This is a genomic window from Pseudomonas sp. BF-B-26, assembly GCF_019956495.1.
GTDB lineage: Bacteria > Pseudomonadota > Gammaproteobacteria > Pseudomonadales > Pseudomonadaceae > Aquipseudomonas.
In genome coordinates this window covers 16341-32657 of the sequence record NZ_JAHBDP010000061.1, presented here as the reverse complement: position 1 = coordinate 32657, position 16317 = coordinate 16341, and the positions used below count along the sequence as shown (strand labels likewise).

Annotated in this window: 15 protein-coding genes; 6 read left to right on the top strand and 9 right to left on the bottom strand. The window is 60.9% G+C overall.

The genetic code is table 11. The features are described 5' to 3' along the window. Window positions 1-65 precede the first annotated feature (65 nt). From KGB03_RS09155 to KGB03_RS09135, 5 genes are all read right to left on the bottom strand, one after another. Window positions 66-863 carry an enoyl-CoA hydratase/isomerase family protein gene (locus KGB03_RS09155; protein ID WP_218537729.1) on the bottom strand — a complete coding sequence of 266 codons (798 nt, stop codon included), beginning with the start codon at window positions 861-863 and terminating at the stop codon, window positions 66-68. Next, window positions 860-2017, bottom strand: coding sequence for a citronellyl-CoA dehydrogenase (gene atuD / locus KGB03_RS09150; protein WP_223526877.1), 1158 nt, complete (start codon window positions 2015-2017; stop codon window positions 860-862). The genes KGB03_RS09155 and atuD overlap by 4 nt, the downstream gene beginning before the upstream one ends. 153 nt (window positions 2018-2170) lie before the next feature. Further along, entirely contained in the window at window positions 2171-3787 is a 1617-nt protein-coding gene (atuC, locus tag KGB03_RS09145) for a geranyl-CoA carboxylase subunit beta (protein WP_223526876.1), read from the bottom strand. Between the two features lie 3 nt (window positions 3788-3790). Then, on the bottom strand, window positions 3791-4660 hold the full coding sequence (locus KGB03_RS09140) for an SDR family oxidoreductase (protein ID WP_223526875.1): 870 nt from the start codon (window positions 4658-4660) through the stop codon (window positions 3791-3793). A 12-nt stretch (window positions 4661-4672) separates the two neighbouring features. Next, the gene (locus KGB03_RS09135; RefSeq protein ID WP_223526874.1) at window positions 4673-6463 is read right to left on the bottom strand and encodes an acyclic terpene utilization AtuA family protein; all 1791 of its coding nucleotides are present in this window, start codon (window positions 6461-6463) and stop codon (window positions 4673-4675) included. Window positions 6464-6653: 190 nt separating this feature from the next. On the opposite strand from KGB03_RS09135, the gene KGB03_RS09130 reads away from it, so the two are divergent. Next, on the top strand, window positions 6654-7280 hold the full coding sequence (locus KGB03_RS09130) for a TetR/AcrR family transcriptional regulator (RefSeq protein WP_008145910.1): 627 nt from the start codon (window positions 6654-6656) through the stop codon (window positions 7278-7280). 91 nt (window positions 7281-7371) lie between these two features. Then, window positions 7372-8166 (top strand): substrate-binding periplasmic protein, encoded by a 795-nt coding sequence (locus tag KGB03_RS09125; RefSeq protein WP_111452343.1) that lies wholly within the window; start codon window positions 7372-7374, stop codon window positions 8164-8166. Window positions 8167-8207: 41 nt separating this feature from the next. Here KGB03_RS09125 and KGB03_RS09120 read toward each other — a convergent pair whose 3' ends face one another. After that, a complete protein-coding gene (locus tag KGB03_RS09120; protein WP_192410930.1) occupies window positions 8208-8756 on the bottom strand; it encodes an RNA polymerase factor sigma-70 in 549 nt (182 codons plus the stop codon). A gap of 269 nt (window positions 8757-9025) precedes the next feature. Between KGB03_RS09120 and KGB03_RS09115 the strand changes: the two genes are divergently transcribed. After that, complete coding sequence (locus tag KGB03_RS09115) at window positions 9026-9838, top strand: alpha/beta fold hydrolase (protein ID WP_223526873.1); 813 nt, start codon at window positions 9026-9028, stop codon at window positions 9836-9838. 94 nt (window positions 9839-9932) lie between these two features. Here the strand turns inward: KGB03_RS09115 and dsbG are convergent, their stop codons facing one another. Genes dsbG through dsbD form a run of 3 tightly spaced genes read right to left on the bottom strand, consistent with a single transcriptional unit; the run spans window position 9933 to window position 13281 of the window. Continuing rightward, window positions 9933-10703 (bottom strand): thiol:disulfide interchange protein DsbG, encoded by a 771-nt coding sequence (dsbG, locus tag KGB03_RS09110; protein WP_223526872.1) that lies wholly within the window; start codon window positions 10701-10703, stop codon window positions 9933-9935. Beyond that, window positions 10679-11545 (bottom strand): TlpA disulfide reductase family protein, encoded by an 867-nt coding sequence (locus KGB03_RS09105; protein ID WP_223526871.1) that lies wholly within the window; start codon window positions 11543-11545, stop codon window positions 10679-10681. The genes dsbG and KGB03_RS09105 overlap by 25 nt, the downstream gene beginning before the upstream one ends. Next, a complete protein-coding gene (dsbD, locus tag KGB03_RS09100) occupies window positions 11545-13281 on the bottom strand; it encodes a protein-disulfide reductase DsbD (protein WP_223526870.1) in 1737 nt (578 codons plus the stop codon). The genes KGB03_RS09105 and dsbD overlap by 1 nt, the downstream gene beginning before the upstream one ends. Before the next feature lie 154 nt (window positions 13282-13435). Here dsbD and KGB03_RS09095 point away from each other — a divergent pair, with 154 nt between their 5' ends. The 3 genes from KGB03_RS09095 to KGB03_RS09085 all read left to right on the top strand — a co-directional run bounded on the left by KGB03_RS09095 (window position 13436) and on the right by KGB03_RS09085 (window position 16137). Further along, window positions 13436-14119 carry a response regulator gene (locus KGB03_RS09095; protein WP_074878741.1) on the top strand — a complete coding sequence of 228 codons (684 nt, stop codon included), beginning with the start codon at window positions 13436-13438 and terminating at the stop codon, window positions 14117-14119. Continuing rightward, window positions 14116-15441, top strand: coding sequence for an ATP-binding protein (locus KGB03_RS09090; protein WP_192410925.1), 1326 nt, complete (start codon window positions 14116-14118; stop codon window positions 15439-15441). Before KGB03_RS09095 ends, KGB03_RS09090 begins: the two co-directional genes overlap by 4 nt. A 210-nt stretch (window positions 15442-15651) precedes the next feature. Beyond that, complete coding sequence (locus KGB03_RS09085; protein WP_223526869.1) at window positions 15652-16137, top strand: GNAT family N-acetyltransferase; 486 nt, start codon at window positions 15652-15654, stop codon at window positions 16135-16137. Window positions 16138-16317: the final 180 nt, after the last annotated feature.

Genomic DNA, 16317 nt, shown 5'->3' with positions numbered 1-16317 from the left:
CCCACATTTGAAATGCATTTCCCTGTGGGAGCGGGCTTGCTCCGGGCGGCGTTCCGACGATGCTCTTAAGGCGCCCAGCCCGGCTTACGCTTTTGCACGAAGGCCATGGTCCCCTCAATACCTTCAGCCCCGGTCACCGCCTCGCTGAACCAGTCGGCCGCTTCATCCAGCAACGCATTCGATGGCTGTCCGGCACTCGCGAGCAACAGCTTTTTGGTCGTCGCATTGGCCTCCGGCGCACAGCACAACACATGGGCCAGAATTTCATCGAGACGCTCGGCCAACGCTTGCGCGTCATGCTCGACAAAATGCACCAAGCCCATGCGCCGTGCGTGTGTGCCATCGAAACGTGCCGCGGTCAGCGCCAGTCGGCGAGTCTGGGTCAGGCCGATGCGCTGTACTACGAACGGCGCGATTTGCGCGGGTAGCAGACCGAGGCTGGTTTCCGGCAGACCAAATTGCGCCTGGTGATCGGCCAAGGCGACGTCGCTGACGCAGACCAGACCCAAACCACCGCCGAGCACCGCGCCTTGCAGCACCGTGATCACCACTTGCGGCGCGTGTTGCACCTCTTGCAGCAGCGCACCGAACGCGCGATTCAAATCGCGATAGGCACTCGGGCCTTGAGCGCGTGCGTTGGCCATGTCCTTGATGTCGCCACCGGCGCAAAAATGCCCGCCCGCGCCACCGATCACCAAGGCCCGAATCTCACGGTCATCGCGCACGGCCAACAGCACGGCACGCAGTTCCGCGACCATCAACAGGCTCATGGCATTGCGGCTTTCGGGGCGGTTGAGGGTGATGTGCAGGACGCCGTTGTGCGACTCCAGCAACAAGGTTTGGCAAACCGGCAGGGCGCTCATTTGTTTTTCCCCGGCAGGATGCCCATCAGTTTGCAGATGATCCCCAGCATGATTTCGTCGGCACCGCCGCCGATTGACACCAGCCGCACGTCACGGTAAGCGCGGGCCACCGGGTTATCCCACATGAAGCCCATGCCGCCCCAATATTGCAGGCAGCTGTCGCTGACTTCCCGGCCCAGACGCCCGGCCTTGAGTTTGGCCATCGACGCCAGACGGGTAACGTCCTGGCCTTTGATGTACTGCTCGGTGGCCTGATAGACCAATGCCCGCAGGCATTCGATTTCGGTTTGCAGTTCGGCCAGGCGGAAATGGATGACCTGATTGTCGATCAGCGCACTGCCGAAGGTTTTACGTTCCTTGCAGTACTCGATGGTGCTGTCGACGCAGTACTCCAGGCCCTTGATCATGTTTGCCGCGCCGAACAGCCGTTCCTCCTGGAACTGCAGCATCTGCATCATGAACCCCGCGCCTTCATGGCCGATGCGGTTGCGTTGCGGCACGCGCACGTTGTCGAAAAACACCTGAGCGGTTTCCGAACTGCGCATGCCGAGCTTGTCCAGGTGCGAACTGAGGCTGATGCCGGGGGTGTTCATCGGCACCATGATCAGCGACTTGTTGATGTGCGGTTTGTCGTCTGAGGTGTTGGCCAGCAGGCAGATGAAGTCCGCGCTCGGCGAGTTGGTAATCCACATCTTGCTGCCGTTGATCACATAGTCGTCGCCGTCTTTACGGGCGGTGGTTTTCAAACCGGCCACGTCGGAACCGGCGCCGACTTCGGAAACACCGATGCAGCCGACCTGCTCGCCAGTGATCGCCGGCCGCAGGAACTCTTCACGCAGTTCATCGGAGCCGAAGCGGGCGAGGGCCGGGGTGCACATGTCGGTCTGCACGCCGATGGACATCGGAATGCCGCCGCAGTGGATGGTGCCGAACTCTTCAGCCGCGACAATCGAATAGCTGTAATCGAGCCCCATGCCGCCAAACTTTTCCGGTTTGGAAATCCCCAGCAGGCCGAGGTCGCCGGCCTTGCGGAAGACCTCGTGGATCGGAAAGCGCCCGGCCTTTTCCCATGCCTCGACGTGAGGATTGATCTCGTGATCGACGAATTGGCGGACAGTGCGGCGCAGTGCTTCGTGTTCCTGGGTGAAGATCATTCTTATTGTTCTCCTGAATAACGGATCGTTGCCGTGTCTTCCCGATCGTTCCCACGCTCTGCGTGGGAATGCCTCAATGGACGCTCTGCGTCCGCTCTTGGGACGCGGAGCGTCCCTGGCTGCATTCCCACGCAGAGCGTGGGAACGATCTAATCAAAAGCGGGCTACACCAAAACTGTTGGATTGCAGCGGCCGCACTTCAGCCTCATGACAGATATCCAGCAAGTACCCGAGCAAGGTCCGAGTATCGCGAGGATCGATCAACCCGTCGTCCCACAGGCTGGCGCTGCCGTACAGTGCGGTGGACTGGCTGTCGAGTTTCTGCGCGGTGACCTGTTCCAGCATGTCGAGCATTTTCGGGTCGGGCACCAGACCGTCCTTGGCCTGCTTGGCCTCGGTGACGATCCTCAGCACTTTGCCGGCCTGGGCGCCGCCCATCACCGCTGTGCGGCTGTTGGGCCAGGCGAAGATGAAGCGTGGGTCGAGGCCGCGGCCGCACATCGCGTAGTTGCCGGCGCCGTAGGAACCACCGACGACGATGGTCAGTTTAGGCACCCGGGCGTTGGCCACCGCTTGAATCATTTTCGCGCCGTGTTTGATCACGCCTTGCTGCTCCGACTCGGTGCCGACCATGAACCCGGTGGTGTTGTGGAAGAACAACAACGGGGTCCTGCTCTGGTCGCAGAGCTGAATGAACTGCGCGGCCTTGCTCGCACCCTTGGGCGTGATCGGCCCATTGTTGCCAATGAACCCGCAGGAGCGGCCTTGAATCTGCAAATGGCCGCAGACGGTTTGCTGATCGAACTCGCCCTTGAATTCGAGAAAGTTCGAGCCGTCGGCTATCCGCGCGATGATTTCGCGCACGTCGTAAGGTTTTTTCGCATCGTCGGGAATCAGCCCGAGCAACTCATCGATGGGGTAGAGCGGTTCTTCCCAGTGACGTTCGGGTAGCCATTGCAGCTGATCGTTCCACCGCAGCAGGCCGACAATCTCGCGCACCAAGCGCACACCATCGGCATCGTTCTCGGCCAGGTATTCCGCGGTGCCGGCGATTTGCGCATGCATCTCGGCGCCCCCCAGTGCTTCATCGGTGGCGACTTCGCCGGTGGCAGCCTTGAGCAGCGGCGGGCCGGCCAGAAACAGCTTGGCCTTGCCACGCACCACCACCACATAATCCGACAACCCTGGCTGATAGGCGCCACCCGCCGTGGCCGAGCCATGGACCACGGTGATTTGCGGCAGGCCCATGGCCGACATCCGCGCTTGATTGGCAAAGCTGCGGGCGCCTTCGACGAAAATCTCCGCCGCGTAATTGAGGTTGGCGCCACCGCTTTCGGCCAGGGTAATGACCGGCAGTTTGTTCTCCATGGCGATCTGTTGCAGGCGCAGGGATTTTTTCAAACCGCTGGGGGAAATGGTCCCGCCCTTGATTGCGCTGTTGTTTGCCACCACCAACACGCGCACGCCGGACACGTAGCCGATCCCGGCGATCAACCCGCCGCCAGCCGAACTGCCGTCCTTGTCGTCATGCAGCTTGTAGCCCGCCAGGCTCGCCAGTTCGAGGAACGGTGCGCCAGGGTCCAGCAGCAGATTGAGGCGTTCGCGGGGCAATAATTGGCCGCGTTTGTCGAACCTGGGTTTGGCTTCGGCCGCCTTGTTCAGCAAGTTCTGTTCGAGCTGGCGGACGTGCTCGATGCCGACCAGCATCGCCGCGCGATTGCGGGCGAACTGTTCGCTGAACGGGTCCACTTGCGACTGAATCACCGGCATGAATTATTCCTTGTCCTTGAGCACGTCAGGCAGGTAGGCACGGTGGAAACCGTTATACGACTCGCTGATCTGCGCCTTGTGTATCGGCCAGGCGCGCCCGCCCAGGCTGGCGGCGCCGTCGATGCGCAAGGTGCTGCCGCTGATAAACGCCGCGGCCGGGCTGAGCAGGAAAACGATCGCCGCGCTGACTTCCGATTCGGTGCCGATGCGTTTCAATGGAACGTGCTCGCGCAAGGTCGGGATCACCGCTTTGAACGCGCCTTCGTAGGTGTCCATGCCACTGGACGCGATCCAGCCCGGCGCCACGGCGTTGACCCGCACCCCGGCATAACCCCATTCGAACGCGGCAGTCTTGGTGAGGTTGTCCATGCCTGAACGCGCCGCGCCCGAGTGGCCCATGCCGGGCATGCCGCCCCACATGTCGGCGAGCATGTTGACGATGGCGCCGCCATGTTTGCTCATGGACTGGTTGAACACTTCCCGGGCCATCAGGAAGCCGCCCATCAGGTTGGTGCGCAACACCGTATCGAAGCCTTTTTGATTGATCGACGCCAGCGGCGACGGGTACTGCCCGCCGGCATTGTTGACCAGGCCGTGAATCGGTCCGTGCTTGCGGATCAACTCGCTGATCATATGCTTGACTGTTTCTTCCTCACGAATATCGCAGACCATCCAGTCAGCCTTGCCGCCATCTTCGGTAATCTCGGCCGTGACGTTTTTCAGCTTGTCAGCCTTGCGCCCGAGCAGCAGCACATGGGCGCCGAGGGCCGCCAGTTCGTGAGCGGTGCAACGGCCGATGCCGCTGCCGCCACCGGTGACGATGATGTTTTGGCCTGCAAACAAACCGGCTTTGAAAATCGAATCGTAAGCCATGGCGACAGTCCTCTAGTTGACCTGGTCGGCGATGCGCTGAGGCACCGGGATCTGGATTTCCAGCAGTTGCTGGGCGAAGGCTTTGCCTTGCGGATCGATCCGCAGGCTGGCCACGCCACCGCCTCCCAGGGCGTTTTCCAGCAGAAAATTAAGGCTGTGGGTGCCCGGCAGGTACCAGCGTTCGACACGTCCGTGGATCGGGTCGAGGACATGACTCATCCAGTCGACGATCACTGCCGGCGTCAAGGCTTCGGCAATCCACGGCAGGTACTCCGGCTCGCGGGCCATGACGCCGATGTTGCTGTGGTTACCCTTGTCACCGGAGCGCGCCACGGCGAGTTTGACCAGGGCCACGCTGGCATCGGCCCGGCCAGAGGGTTTCGGTGGGGCGCACGCCACGGGCAGGTCGGCGGTGTCGAGCACATCAACGGCGGGCAAGGCGCAGGGGTGGCGCTGGCCCTTGATATCAATGTCCAGCGTGCAGGCGGTTTTGTCGATAAGGAACGAGAACAGCCGGATCAGCGGATACACCGTCGGCCGTCCACCGACAATCCCGGTCAGCCCTGGCGCCATGCCGGTGGCGGCCTGGGCGATCTCCCGGGAGAACACAATCAACGCCTGTTTCCCCGGATGGCGCACCGCGAGTTTGATCACCACTTCACGGCTGTCCTGACGCTGACCGTGGGGGCCGTAAGTGGCCTCGCTGCCGAGCAGTTCGATGTTCACTTCGCTGTAGGGTGGCCAACCGCGCTGACTGAAGATTTCCGAGGTCTTGTTGATGATGGCTTCGCTGACTCGACGCGCCTTGTCGACCGCATCGATCCCGGCGATCAGGCAACTGGCGGTGCAGCGGAAACCGTCCGGGTACGTCGCGCTGACCTTGTACTGATCGGTCGGTGGCAAGCCTTTTGCGCCGTGCACCTGGACCGCGTTTTTGCCTTGTTGCACGAGTTTGACTTCAGTGAAATCGCAGACCACGTCCGGCAGCAGATACGCCTGCGGGTTACCGATTTCATACAGCATCTGCTCGCCGACCGTCAGGGGTGTGACCAGTCCGCCGGAGCCTTCGGGTTTGCTGACGATGAACTGGCTGTCGGCGTTGACTTCGACGATGGGGAAGCCGATGTGTTCGTAGTCGGGCACCTCGCGCCAATCGGTAAAGTTGCCGCCGGTGCACTGGGCGCCGCATTCGATCAGGTGCCCGGCCAATGCGGCCTGGGCGAGTTTGTCGTAGTCGTGCCAGGACCAGCCGAATTCATGCACCAGCGCGGCGCTGACCACGGCGCTGTCGACCACGCGTCCGGTGATGACGATGTCGGCGCCCAGCCGCAGGGCTTCGACGATGCCCGGTGCGCCGAGGTAGGCGTTGGTCGAGACACACATCGGCGGCAGAGGGGCGCCGCTGAACATTTCATGGATACCGCGGCGGCTCAGCTGTTTGAGTTGCGGCTGCAAGTCATCGCCCAGCAGCACGGCGATTTTCAGCGCCACTCCGGCCTTGTCGCAGGCCGCTTGGAGGGCGGCGGCGCAGGCTTGCGGATTGACCCCGCCGGCGTTGCTGATGACGCGGATTTTCTGTTCGGCCAGTTGAGCCAACAGCGGGCTGAGGACTTCGATGAAGTCGCTGGCGTAACCGGCCAGAGGGTCTTTCATCCGCGCACCGGCCATGATCGACATCGTAACCTCGGCCAGATAATCGAAGACCAGATAATCCAGACGCCCACCTTCTACCAATTGCGCGGCGGCGGTCGAGGTGTCGCCCCAAAAGGCGCTGGCGCAACCGATGCGGATTGTTTTGGGCACAGTCAACTCCATACTCACCTGCGATAGAAGTGCATCGAGACTACCAAGCAAGCGCTTGGTTTGTAAACGGCATAAATATCTTCTGCCCGAGCGCTTGCTTGGTCGCGCCGGCCAGCTTAAATTGCCCGCGCAACCCCGCAGGTTTAGCGGCGAGCGGCGTACTTGATTGATCGACTGTAGGAGAGAACGGGTGGACGAGCAAAAAGCCCTGAGGGTGATGCGCGAATTGGTCGACAGCGGCCAATTGACCGACCCGGACAGCGCCCGCGGCAAACTGCTGCAAGTGGCGGCTCACCTGTTCCGCAACAAAGGTTACGAACGCACCACCGTGCGCGATCTGGCCGGCGCCGTGGGGATTCAGTCCGGCAGCATTTTTCATCACTTCAAGAGCAAGGACGAGATCCTGCGGGCGGTGATGGAAGAAACCATTCGCTATAACACTGCGTTGATGCGTGCAGCCCTGGCCGAAGCCGGCAGCGTGCGCGAGCGGGTACTGGCGCTGATTCGTTGTGAATTGCAGTCGATCATGGGCGGCAGCGGCGAGGCCATGGCGGTGTTGGTGTATGAATGGCGTTCGCTGTCCGCAGACGGGCAGGCGCAGGTGTTGGCGCTGCGCGACATTTATGAAGAACTCTGGCTTCAGGTGCTGGGTGAGGCCAAAGAGGCCGGTTTTATCCGCGGGGATGTGTTCATCACCCGCCGTTTTCTGACCGGTGCATTGTCCTGGACCACCACCTGGTTTCGCGCAGGCGGCAGCATGAGCCTCGATCAATTGGCCGATGAGGCGTTGATTCTGGTGCTGGAAGAGAAGCAATAGTTTGTTCAGGTCAAAGGAAACTGGCTAAGTCGCGGAAACCGCCTAGCTTGAATGCATTGAAGCGTATTTTTTTGGGGAGTGGATTGTTTTGATGTCTTCGCCAATTCGGACGGCTTCGCGGCTTTTGCTGGCGACGCTTGCGGTGTGCTTCGTGTTGCCGTCTCAGGCTGCACAACAGGTGCGGGTCGGTGCCGCGCATTTTCCACCCTATACCGTGCGCCCGGAGTCCGGTGCCGACACCGGTCTGTTGCCGCAACTGGTGGAAGCGCTGAATCAGTTGCAAACCGATTATCAGTTTGTATTGGTGCCCACCTCCATTCCTCGACGTTTCAACGACTTCAAGGAAGGCCGGGTCGATATGGCGATTTTCGAGAACCCGGACTGGGGCTGGAAGGATATTCCGCATACCGACGTCGACATGGGCCTGGAAGATGCAGAAATCTTTGTCGCGCAGAAGAAACCCGATCGCGACGAGAATTACTTCAAGGACCTGGCGGGCAAGCGCTTGGCGCTGTACAGCGGCTATCACTACGAGTTTGCCAATTTCAATGCCGATCCCAAGTATCTGGCCGACTCCTACAACGCCACGCTGACCTATTCCCACGACAGCAACTTGCTGATGGTGCTGCGTGGACGAGCGGATATTGCCTTGGTGACTCGCTCCTATCTGAGCGATTATCTGCTGCGTAACGAGAAAGTCGGCGAGCAGTTGCTGGTGTCGCAACGCATCGATCAGGTCTATCACCACTACGCCATCCTCCGCCCGATGGCACCGATCAGCGGCGAGACGTTTGCCAAATTGCTGCAGGGGTTGAGGGATAACGGCCAAATGCTGAAGATTTTCGATCCCTACAAAATTGCCCTGGTACCGGTGGGTAAGCCCTGATTCGAGGGTGAGGAAAATCACCGCAACGCAAATTTCAGATATTAACGACGAGCAAAAGCATCCACACGACTCCCCGACACCTTGCGGCAATGAACCAGCGCATCGCGAATCATGAAGTTCACCAGGGTCGGCGAGACGCCAAGCTCCTTGGCGATGTCCTTTTGCGGCACGCCGTGCAGGCGATACATCTCGAAAGCGTAGCGGGTGCGGCTGGGCAGCTCGGTCAGCGCGTCGGCGATGTGTTGCAGCGTCGAGAAGTTGATGTGCGAGGTTTCCGGCGAAGCACCTTGAATCACCACGTTCAGGCCTTCCTCTTCAGGGCCCGAGTACTTCTGCTCCAGCGCCTGTTTGCGGTAGTGATCGATCGCCAGATTGCGCACGATCTGAAACAGGTAGCTGAGCTGAGCCTTGAACGAGGACGTGATCTGCGGCGCTGATTGCAGCCGGAAGAACGCATCCTGCACCACGTCTTCTGCACGCGACCGGCAGCCGGTAATGCGGGCTGCGATCGTGACCAGAATCAGTCGATTGTCGACGAATGCCTGAAGTAGCGGTGAATCGCACGTGCTTGTGGACACTTGTTCCGTCATTGGAAATCACCTTGCTGCAAATAGGTTGGCAGGACGGCAAGCGGGGGCTGGGCCGTCCAACACATCGAGCGACAAATTATTATTAATGATAATTATTGTCAAATGAGAAATTGAACTAATACGACGCTGTTCGTGGCCGGCAGCCCTCGCGGTCAGAGCATTGGCCACCTGTGCGTGGACGATCAAGCCCTGGCACAAACGCCACAAGGTTGACTGTAGAGCCACCGCAGCCCAGTCTGCCTGCTCCATTTTTGGTGAGGAGACAGCTGATGCCCTTCGCAACAATAGACGGACAACCCCTTCACTACATTGATCAAGGCACCGGCCCTGCAGTTCTGCTGGCCGGCAGTTATCTGTGGGACCAGGCCATGTGGGCGCCGCAGATCGCCGCTCTGTCGCAGCATTACCGGGTAATTGCTCTGGACCTCTGGGGCCACGGTGAATCCGGGCCGCTACCCCAAGGTACGCACTCGCTGGATGACATTGCGCGCCAGGCACTGGCGTTGCTCGATCACCTGGACATCGACCGTGTCACGCTGGTCGGTCTTTCAGTCGGTGGCATGTGGGGCGTGCGTCTGGCGCTGTCGGCGCCGCAGCGCATCAACGGTCTGGTGCTGATGGACACCTACGTCGGCGTCGAGCCGGAACCGACTCGCCAATACTATTTCTCGCTGTTCAAACAGATCGAAGACACCGGCGTGATCGCGCCACAGTTACTCGATATCGTCGTGCCGATCTTCTTCCGCCCGGGCATCGATCCGCAGTCGGCGCTGTATCAGGACTTCCGCGCCAAACTGGCCGCGCTGCCGCCAGAGCGTCTGCGTGAGAGCATCGTGCCGATGGGGCGAATTACGTTTGGGCGCGATGATCTGTTGCCGCGACTGGGCGAGTTGAATCCTGACACCACGCTGCTGATGTGCGGTGATCAGGACAAACCGCGACCGCCATCGGAGACAAGGGAGATGGCCGGGTTGATCGGTTGCCCATTTTTGCTGGTGCCGGAAGCGGGGCATATCTCCAATCTGGAGAATCCGCAGTTTGTCACCGAGACGCTGCTTGAGTTTCTAGCGCAGAGAAATTAGTTGGTCACATAGACGCAATCGCGAGCAGGCTCGCTCCCACATGGGAATGCATTCCAATGTGGGAGCGAGCCTGCTCGCGATGGGGCCGGTGGGGTCACTTAGGCCCGAGAATTTGCACCAACTTGTCCGGCGACGGCGCGCCTTGCTGTTGTTGCAGCTCGCCCTTGCCGTCCATGTAGAAAATTGCCGGGGTGGCCTGCAGCTCCAGGTCTTCCATCAACTGCATGTTGGCCGCCAGCTTCGCCTGAATCGCCGGGGGCACGTTTTTCAGGGCTTTTAGCGAGCTGTCCTTGCCTGATTTCTCATGGTCTTCCAGCGCTTTCTGCGGATCCTTGGCGGCCAGCAGTGCAGCCGATTTCCCCGGACTGTCTTCGCGGATGATGCCGACCATGATGTGCCGCAACTGCACCTTGCCCGCGTTGACCCATGGCCGCGCCTGTTCCCAGAACATGTTGCAATAAGGGCAGTTCGGATCGCTGAACAGGTACACGATCCGCGGGGCATCTTTCTTCCCGTCGCCGATCCAGTTGCTGGCTTCCATCTTGCCCCAGATTTCCTTGGCCAGCGGCGCGTAAACCAGCTTCTGCAACGGCGCGCTGCTCAGGTCGTTGCCGTCGGCGTCGTACAGATTGCCGAGCAGCACGTGCTTGCCATCCGGTGTCAGGTACAACGCCATGCCCCGGTTCTGGTACTGCGCTGCATAGCCGCGCAAGCCGTCGGGTGCGTCGAATTGGCCGACGATTTTCGCGCCCTTGGCTTCGATTTTCTTGATCGCTTCGGGCAATTCTTCGGCGGCCTGCACTGACGGTAAATGCAGCAGGGCGGCGCCCAGGGTCAACGTCAGCAGGTGGCGGAGGCGGGGCATGGCAGTTTCCTTGAAGAGGTGGCCGGTACGGCAGGATTCGGGGTGTCGAAGTTTTCCAGGGCGCGGGCCAGGCTGGCTTCCGACAGCTCGCCCAGATGGCTGCCCAGCAGGCGACCGTCGGGGCTATAGAACAGCGTAGTCGGCAACGCCATGGAGCCGACGGCCTGGCCCAATCGGCCACTGCCGTCGAACAGCACGTTGGACAGGCTCAGGCCCTGGGTTTCCAGAAACGTACTGACGCTTTGCATGCTTTCAGCCTGATTGACGAACAGGAACGTCAGGTCCGGGCGGTGTTGCTGGGCGTTTTCCAGCACCGGCATTTCCCGACGGCACGGCGGACACCAGGTAGCCCAGAGATTGATCACCAACGGGCCGCCCTTGTAGTCCGCCAGTTGCACGGTTTCACCGGCGGCATTGCGCAGGGTGATTTCCGGCAGGCGCGTGCCTTGTTCGTAAATAGTCAGGGAGAAGGTCGCCAGCAACCAGAACGCCAGGCCACTGGCCACGCCAAAGCCCAACGGCCGGCGCAAGCCCGGGCGACGCCAGCCTCGATACAACGCGGCCAGCAGCAGCACGATCACACCGGGCCAGGCGAGGAAACCGCCGTCGCGCAGGTCGATAATCTGCCACGGATCATCACGATAATGGGCCCAGTAAACGGCCACGAAACCGACCCGGGCAGCCAGCAAGCCCAGCAGGAACAGGCTGAACAGCACCGACTCCGGATTCTCGCCGCCGCGCTTGGCCACCCGCCAGCCGACGAAGGTCGCCAGCGCCAGGGCACTGATCAGCAGCAGGTGATTAAGCGCGATGGCAAAAGTGCCGAGGGTAAAGGTCAGCATTAACGGGCGTCTCGGGTAGTGGTCCAGCGTTGCAGAAAGGTGCCGGCATCGACCTCACCGGTGATGCGCTGGCTGCGACGCTCGATGCCGTCGGCGCCGATCCACAGCAGGCTCGGTGGCCCCGGCACTTTATAACGGCCGAGCAGTTCGCGGCTGGCGGCATTGTCGGCGGTGACGTCCAGCCGTAGCAAGCGCACTTCGCTCAAGGCCTCCAGTACGTGGGCTTTGCCGAACACCTGTTTTTCCATGACCTTGCACGACACGCACCAGTCGGCGTAGTAGTCCAGCAGTACCCACTGGCCTTGAGCCTGTGCCGCATCGAGCTCCCGTTGCAGAGCTGCCGGATCCTTGATCGTGGTGAATGCGTCGTGGCCGACCGGGTTGACGGCGCTGCTGGAATTTGCAGCGCTGTAGACCTGCAATGGCTTCACCAAGTCATCGCTGCCGCCGGCGGCGCCGATCATCAGCAGGCTGCCCCACATACCCAGCAAGAGTGAGCTGGCGCCGAACACATGGGCGACGCGACCGAAACCTTCCGACTGCTTCCAGGCGCTGTACGCGGCAATCAACAGCAACGCACCGCACAGACCAATCCACAGTGATTCGTCCAGCACGGGGCGCAGCATCAGCAACGCGGTGGCGAGGAACAGGAAACCAAATACGCCCTTGAGCAGGTTCATCCACGCGCCGGGTTTGGGCAGGAAGCGATTGCCGACGGTGACCAACAACAGCAGCGGTACACCGATACCGATGCCCATGGTGAACAGAATCAGCCCGCCATGCAGCGCATTGCCGCTTTGCGCGATGTAGAGCAAGGCGCCCGCCAGCGGGGCGGTCATGCACGGACCCACCAGCAAACCGGACAAAGCGCCCAACACACCGGCACCGAACAGGCTGCCGCCGCGTTGATTGCGCGAGACATTTTCCAATCGATCACGCACGGCCACCGGCAGTTGCAACTCGAAGAAGCCGAACATCGGCAACGCCAGCAACACAAATACAGTCGCGAAACTGCCCAGCAACCAAGGGTTTTGCAACAACGCCTGCAAATTTGCCCCGAGCATTGCGGCCAGCACGCCCATCACCGCATACACCAGCGCCATGCTCACGACGTAGCTGGTGGCCAAGGCGAAACCGCGCTTGGGTGTGGCGCCACTGCCGACGATCAAACCGGCCAGAATCGGCAGCATCGGCAACGAGCAAGGCGTGAAGGCCAGCAACAGTCCCAGACCGAAGAACACCAGCAAACTCCAGCCCAGCGCCCGTTGTTGCAGGCCGCTGGCCAGGGCTTGGTCCGGTGCTTCGTTTGTTGCAGCGATAGCGGATGTGCCGCCCAGATCCACGACCTGAGTGTGCGGCGGATAACACAAACCGGCGTCGGCACAGCCCTGGAAGCCCACTTTGACTTGCCCGGCGGCACCGGCCGGAATCTTCAGTTCCAGACCCTGACGATAGACCTGCTGTTCGCCGAAGAACTCATCGCTGTGCGCTTCGCCTTCAGGTAATGCGGGATGGTGCTCAGCGGGCAAGCCATCGAATTTCAGGCGTTTCTGATACAGGTAATAGCCGTCGGCGATCTGCCAATAGAGCTGGGTTTCGCCCGACTCAAGTCGCTCGGACGTGAAGACGAACGCTTTTTCCACCGGCAAAAATTCAGGTTTGGTCTCGAACGGTTTGGTCCCTGCCTGGGCCACACCCGAGATCAAGAGAACAAAAAACAAAAACAGTCGACGCATGGGTAAGCCTTATCCCTGTGCAAGTGAGGTGCACAATGGGAGGCGGCGATTAACCGATGATTAACCACAGTGGCCTTGTGGCAATGGCGCTTGCGGCATAATGTCCGCTTAATCGGCCCCCGGCCTAATCACCTTTTTTTCAACAGGTCTCACCATGCACGTACTGGTTTGCGAAGACGACGAGTTGATCGCCAGCGGCATTGTCGCCGGCCTCACCGCTCAAGGCCTGACGGTAGAGCATGTCGCCACCGCATCGTCTGCCCGGGCGATGCTCAAGGTCGCCGAGTTCGATGTGATGGTGCTCGACCTCGGTCTGCCCGATGAAGACGGTTTGAAGCTGTTGCAGCAATTGCGTCACAGCGGTCTGGAAATCCCGGTGCTGATCCTCACCGCCCGGGATTCAGTCACCGACCGCGTTGACGGCTTGCAAGCCGGTGCCGACGATTACTTGCTCAAGCCTTTCGACCTGCGCGAACTCGCCGCGCGCCTGCACACCCTGCTGCGACGGGTGGCGGGGCGTAGCGTCAACCTGATCGAGCACGGTCGTCTGACCTACGACCCAAGCAGCCGCGAAACCATGCTTGGCGGCCAGCCGGTGGACCTTTCCCGTCGTGAGCAGTCGCTGTTGCAGGCTTTGTTGCATAACCGGGGCCGCGTGCTGTCGACCGAGCAACTGAAAGACAGCGTTTATGGTTTTAACGATGAGCTGGAAAGCAACGCTCTCAATGTGCATATCCATCACCTGCGGCGCAAACTCGGCAATGGCATTGTCGAGACGGTGCGCGGCCTGGGCTATCGCCTGGGGCCGGCCGATGGCGCAGAGGAATTGAAAAAGTGATGAGCCTGCGTTTGCGCCTGAGCCTGACACTCGGCGCCGCTTTTGCCCTGATCTGGGCGTTGGCGGCGGCCTGGATGCTCAGCGACCTGCGCAATCAGATGATGTTTTCCCTCGACCAGCGGCTGGTGGCTTCGGCGCGGATGGTCGCCGGCCTGATGGAGCAATTGCCGCCATTGCCGAGCAAGGGCGAAGGCACCCACTTCAGCGCTGAACAGCTGAATATCCCCGGTGGCATGGCCTGTCAGGTCAGTTCGCTACGTGGCGAAATCCTCGCTCGCAGTCACACCGATCCGCAACAAACCCTGGAAGCCGAGAAGATGGGCTTCCACGACCAGATGATCGACGGTGCGCCGTGGCGCAGTTTCACCCTGGCCCGCGGCGACGTGCGCATCACCACCGCCGACCGGCAGATCGAGCGTGAGGCGCTGAACATGTCGATCCTGCTGGCCGCTTCGGTACCGGTGGGCGTGGCCTTGCTCGGCTGCCTGTGCCTGCTCTGGCTGGGGATCGGCCAGGGGCTGGCGCCGCTGAATCGCATGCGTGATGCCTTGATGCGCCGCAGCGCCGATTCTCTCGAACCCTTGCAAATCCAGCCGCTGCCCAGCGAACTGCAACCGTTGCTGGACACCCAGAATCAGCTGTTCCAGCGCATCGGCAAGACCATCGAACGGGAACGCCGTCTGACCGGTGACGCCGCCCATGAATTGCGCAGCCCGCTGACGGCGATCAAGACCCACCTGCAAGTGGCGCGCATGACCGATGGCGCGGCCCGGGATCAATCCCTGGCCCGGGCCGAAGAGGGCGCCGATCGCCTGCACCGGACCCTGGAGCAATTGCTGTTGCTGGCGCGGGTCGAGGGCAGTCTGTCGTTCGATGATGGTGTGCAATGCAGCGCCGAGCAGGTGGCAAAACTGGCGATTCAGGACGCCGCCAGCGGTGATCGTCAGCGGATCAAATTTCAGCTGCCGCCGAAAATCTCCCACGCCCCGGTGCAAATGCCCGCCGTGCTGTCGATTGCCGCACTGCGCAACCTGCTGGACAACGCGCTGCGGCATACCCCGGGTGACGGCGCGGTGGAGCTGAGCCTGGAAACCACCGGCAACCGTGTACAGTTTGTGGTTCGCGACCACGGCCCCGGCATTGCCGAAGACGATCTGCAGCATTTGACCCAACGCTTCTGGCGCAACGGCCAGAGCACCGGCTGCGGTCTGGGCCTGGCGATTGTTCAGGCGATTGTCCAGCGCTGCGGTTGTACGCTGCATTTCGACAGCCGGCCGGACGGATTGCGAGTCGAACTGACCATGCCGTTGCAACCGGTTTGAGCGATCCCTGTAGGAGCTGAGCTTGCTCGCGATGGCGTCCGTACAGTCAACATCAACGTTGAATGTGAGGACGCCATCGCGAGCAAGCTCGGCTCCTACAAGGATCGGCGATGCACATCAAATGTAACTTCTCTCCATTAGTCGGGCGGTTCGAACGGCGCTATCGTCCCCGGCAGCAGCTTTGACTCAATGGATTGAGGTAACAGCGCCATGGATGCTCCCCTACACATTTGCAAGGCAACCCCCGCCGACGCCGGCATCATCAGCCGGATCGTCGAGCGATCCATCCGCGTGGGTTGCGCGCTCGACCATCGCAACGATCCGCTCACCGTCGCCACCTGGACCCACAACAAGACCATCGAACACGTGCAGCCTTGGCTGGCCGACGAGCGGTTGTACCTGAACATCGCCCTGTTGCAGGACAAACCGGTCGGCGTCGCGATGGCTGCGATCAGCGGCAAAGTGGCGTTTTGTTACGTGCAACCGGAATGGTTTCGTCGCGGGGCCGGACAAGCGCTGGTGTACGACCTCGAAGGCTGGTTGACCGATCAGGGTTTGCGCCAGGCACGACTCAACAGCACCCGCACCAGTGAAGCGTTTTACCGTCATCTGGGTTACCAGCCTTGCGCTGAAACCTTCGCCGTAGCCGGGCTCCACGCCATTCCCATGCACAAAGCGCTGACACCACCTTCATAGAAAGCTGATCGAGGGTCTAAATCCTCGGCGTCCTGCTCACTGAGTCACCGCGCAAAAAGAAACCCGCTGAACCAAGAAGGTCAGCGGGCTTTTTCATATCTGGAATGTGTGTTGTTTGTGAGACCGCCTTCGCGAGCAAGCCCGTTCCCACAGTGGATCGGTGTTGAACGTTAATTCTGT

What these genes read in the sequence shown, in the direction of transcription:
- KGB03_RS09155 (WP_218537729.1), bottom strand. Translation starts at nt 863, where the DNA reads ATGAGCGCCCTGCCGGTTTGCCAAACCTTGTTGCTGGAGTCGCACAAC.
- atuD (WP_223526877.1), bottom strand. Translation starts at nt 2,017, where the DNA reads ATGATCTTCACCCAGGAACACGAAGCACTGCGCCGCACTGTCCGCCAA.
- atuC (WP_223526876.1), bottom strand. Translation starts at nt 3,787, where the DNA reads ATGCCGGTGATTCAGTCGCAAGTGGACCCGTTCAGCGAACAGTTCGCC.
- KGB03_RS09140 (WP_223526875.1), bottom strand. Translation starts at nt 4,660, where the DNA reads ATGGCTTACGATTCGATTTTCAAAGCCGGTTTGTTTGCAGGCCAAAAC.
- KGB03_RS09125 (WP_111452343.1), top strand. Translation starts at nt 7,372, where the DNA reads ATGTCTTCGCCAATTCGGACGGCTTCGCGGCTTTTGCTGGCGACGCTT.
- KGB03_RS09120 (WP_192410930.1), bottom strand. Translation starts at nt 8,756, where the DNA reads ATGACGGAACAAGTGTCCACAAGCACGTGCGATTCACCGCTACTTCAG.
- KGB03_RS09115 (WP_223526873.1), top strand. Translation starts at nt 9,026, where the DNA reads ATGCCCTTCGCAACAATAGACGGACAACCCCTTCACTACATTGATCAA.
- dsbG (WP_223526872.1), bottom strand. Translation starts at nt 10,703, where the DNA reads ATGCCCCGCCTCCGCCACCTGCTGACGTTGACCCTGGGCGCCGCCCTG.
- KGB03_RS09105 (WP_223526871.1), bottom strand. Translation starts at nt 11,545, where the DNA reads ATGCTGACCTTTACCCTCGGCACTTTTGCCATCGCGCTTAATCACCTG.
- dsbD (WP_223526870.1), bottom strand. Translation starts at nt 13,281, where the DNA reads ATGCGTCGACTGTTTTTGTTTTTTGTTCTCTTGATCTCGGGTGTGGCC.
- KGB03_RS09095 (WP_074878741.1), top strand. Translation starts at nt 13,436, where the DNA reads ATGCACGTACTGGTTTGCGAAGACGACGAGTTGATCGCCAGCGGCATT.
- KGB03_RS09085 (WP_223526869.1), top strand. Translation starts at nt 15,652, where the DNA reads ATGGATGCTCCCCTACACATTTGCAAGGCAACCCCCGCCGACGCCGGC.